The sequence below is a fragment of the Kordia sp. genome (assembly GCF_045105435.1).
Taxonomy (GTDB): Bacteria; Bacteroidota; Bacteroidia; order Flavobacteriales; family Flavobacteriaceae; genus Kordia.
Map to the genome: position 1 here is coordinate 1 of NZ_JBGCDL010000405.1, position 2650 is coordinate 2650.

A 2650-nucleotide genomic window follows, 5' to 3' on the forward strand; every position below is an offset into this window, starting at 1 on the left:
ATTTCTTCGCTCATAGCTTCAGCTACCGCTTCTCTAAACTGTATTGTTTTCATACAATTGTAATTGTTTTAAAAAAGTGAAAAACAAAAATAGCAATTAATTCTAAAAATGAGAATTACAGAATCAAACATTTCACAAAGAAGTGTCTTTTTATGATTTCTTTAGTAAAATCACTTACTCTTTGAGAAATCTACTATACATTCTACTCGAAAATCAGATGACTTTTCTTCAAAATGTAAAAATGAAAAACAAACTATAGCTGCTTCTGAAAGAAATTTCAATCAATAAAACAAAATGCATTCGCAGTCAGAATTATAAAAATGTGACTAATTCCACTTAAAAGGAGCTAAAAATTATCAATAATTGAAAAAATTAGATGAAAAACAAAAAATAATTAAATTTTATTATGCACGCATAGTATTTTTACAGAAATTATCTGTATCTTCGTGAAAAATTTAAAAAACACTAAAAATATATAATACCGATGAAGATACTAGTATGCATTAGTCACGTTCCGGACACTACTTCAAAGATCAATTTTACTGAAGGAGATACTAAGTTTGATACCAATGGTGTACAATTTGTAATTAACCCAAATGATGAGTTTGGTTTAACGCGTGCTATGTGGTTCAAAGAAAAGCAAGGCGCATCTGTAGATGTTGTCAATGTAGGAGGCGCAGAAACTGAACCAACTTTACGTAAAGCATTAGCTATTGGAGCTGATAAAGCAATCCGTGTGAACGCAGCAGCAACAGACGGATTTTTTGTTGCAAAACAATTGGCAGCTGTTGTAAAAGATGGCGGATACGATTTAGTGATTGCAGGAAGAGAATCTATTGATTATAATGGAGGAATGGTTCCTGGAATGTTAGCAGAGTTAACAAATGCTAATTTTATAAACAACTGTATTAGTCTTGAGGTTGAAGGAACTGATGCAACTGCCATGAGAGAAATTGACGGTGGAAAAGAAACGTCAAAAACAGCACTTCCGTTAGTAATTGCTGGACAAAAAGGATTGGTTGAAGAAAGCGACCTTCGTATTCCAAACATGAGAGGAATTATGATGGCACGTAAAAAGCCATTAACTGTAATTGATGCTGTCGATGCTACAAAAGAAACTTCGGCTGTAAAATTTGAAAAACCTGCACCAAAAGGAGCTGTAAAGCTTGTAGATGCTGGAAACATTGATGAATTAATCAACTTATTGCACAACGAAGCAAAGGTAATTTAATCGGATGAATAGATAATTTCGAATTTATTTCGGAACCTCTCAACCACGTTTAATCTTCAAATTAGATCCTGAATCAAGTTCAGGATAATTTTAAAAAAATTAAAATTATGTCAGTTTTAGTATATACAGAATCAGATCAAGGAAAATTTAAAAAAGCAGCTTTTGAAGTCGCTTCGTATGCAAAAGAAGTTGCAAATCAATTAGGAACTACAGTTACAGCTGTTGCCATCAATGCAAATGATACTGCCGAGTTAGGAAACTATGGAGTTGATAAAGTATTAAATGTATCGGCAGATTCACTAAACGATTTCAACGCAAAAGCCTACGCTGCTACACTACACCAAGCAGCAAACAATGAAGACGCAAAAGTTGTTATCATTAGCTCAAGTGCAGACAGTAAAACATTAGCGCCAATATTAGCAGTAAACTTACAAGCAGGATATGCTTCTAACGTAGTTGCTGCACCAACAAGTACAAGTCCTTTTACCGTAAAAAGAACGGCTTTTACAAACAAAGCGTTTAGCATGACAGAAATTAACTCAGACGTAAAAGTTGTGGGTGTTTCTAACAATGCATTCGGATTGGTTGAAAATTCTGGTGCCGCTGCGGCGGAAAGTTTCTCACCAAATTTAGACGATTCATTATTTGGTGTAAAAGTAAACGCAGTAGATAAAGTAACAGGAAAAGTAACCATTGCCGATGCAGATGTAGTTGTTTCTGCCGGAAGAGGATTAAAAGGTCCAGAAAACTGGGGAATGGTTGAAGAATTAGCAGATATTCTAGGCGCTGCAACAGCCTGTTCAAAACCAGTTTCTGACTTAGGATGGAGACCGCACGGAGAACACGTTGGGCAAACAGGAAAGCCTGTAGCTTCAAACTTATACATTGCAATTGGTATCTCTGGAGCCATTCAGCATTTAGCTGGAATCAACGCTTCTAAAGTAAAAGTTGTGATCAATACAGACCCTGAAGCTCCTTTCTTCAAAGCAGCAGATTACGGTGTTGTAGGAGACGCTTTTGAGGTAGTTCCGCAGCTAATCGAAAAATTGAAAGAATTTAAAGCAAATAACGCATAATTTTTGCTAAATTGTGCCCAACTAAGGGCTGTCTAAAATCGGTAAATCCTTTTTAGACAGCCTTTTTTTATGTGAATGCATTTAAGAGACAAATGAGTTTAGTAAAACTAAATATAAAGGGAATTTCATACAGCCAAACACAAAACGGAGCCTATGCTTTGATTTTGAATGAAGTTGATGGAGACCGTAAATTACCTATCGTAATTGGCGCTTTTGAAGCACAATCAATCGCCATTGCGCTCGAAAAAGAGATCAAACCGCCGCGACCGTTGACACACGATCTTTTCAAAAATTTTGCCGATCGGTTTGATGTAGTTGTAAAACAAGTCATTATTCACAAATT

Annotated in this window: 3 protein-coding genes; all 3 read left to right on the forward strand. The window is 35.5% G+C overall.

Annotation, left to right across the window (positions count from 1 at the left end):
- Positions 1 to 484 precede the first annotated feature (484 nt).
- Entirely contained in the window at positions 485 to 1231 is a 747-nt protein-coding gene (locus tag AB8B65_RS20525; protein WP_405303151.1) for an electron transfer flavoprotein subunit beta/FixA family protein, read from the forward strand.
- Positions 1232 to 1338: 107 nt separating this feature from the next.
- Positions 1339 to 2307, forward strand: a complete 969-nt coding sequence (locus AB8B65_RS20530) for an electron transfer flavoprotein subunit alpha/FixB family protein (RefSeq protein WP_405303152.1) — start codon at positions 1339 to 1341, stop codon at positions 2305 to 2307.
- Between the two features lie 92 nt (positions 2308 to 2399).
- A partial coding sequence (locus AB8B65_RS20535; RefSeq protein WP_405303153.1) for a bifunctional nuclease family protein occupies positions 2400 to 2650 on the forward strand: 251 nt, incomplete at its 3' end.

What these genes read in the sequence shown, in the direction of transcription:
- AB8B65_RS20530 (WP_405303152.1), top strand. Translation starts at nt 1,339, where the DNA reads ATGTCAGTTTTAGTATATACAGAATCAGATCAAGGAAAATTTAAAAAA.
- AB8B65_RS20525 (WP_405303151.1), top strand. Translation starts at nt 485, where the DNA reads ATGAAGATACTAGTATGCATTAGTCACGTTCCGGACACTACTTCAAAG.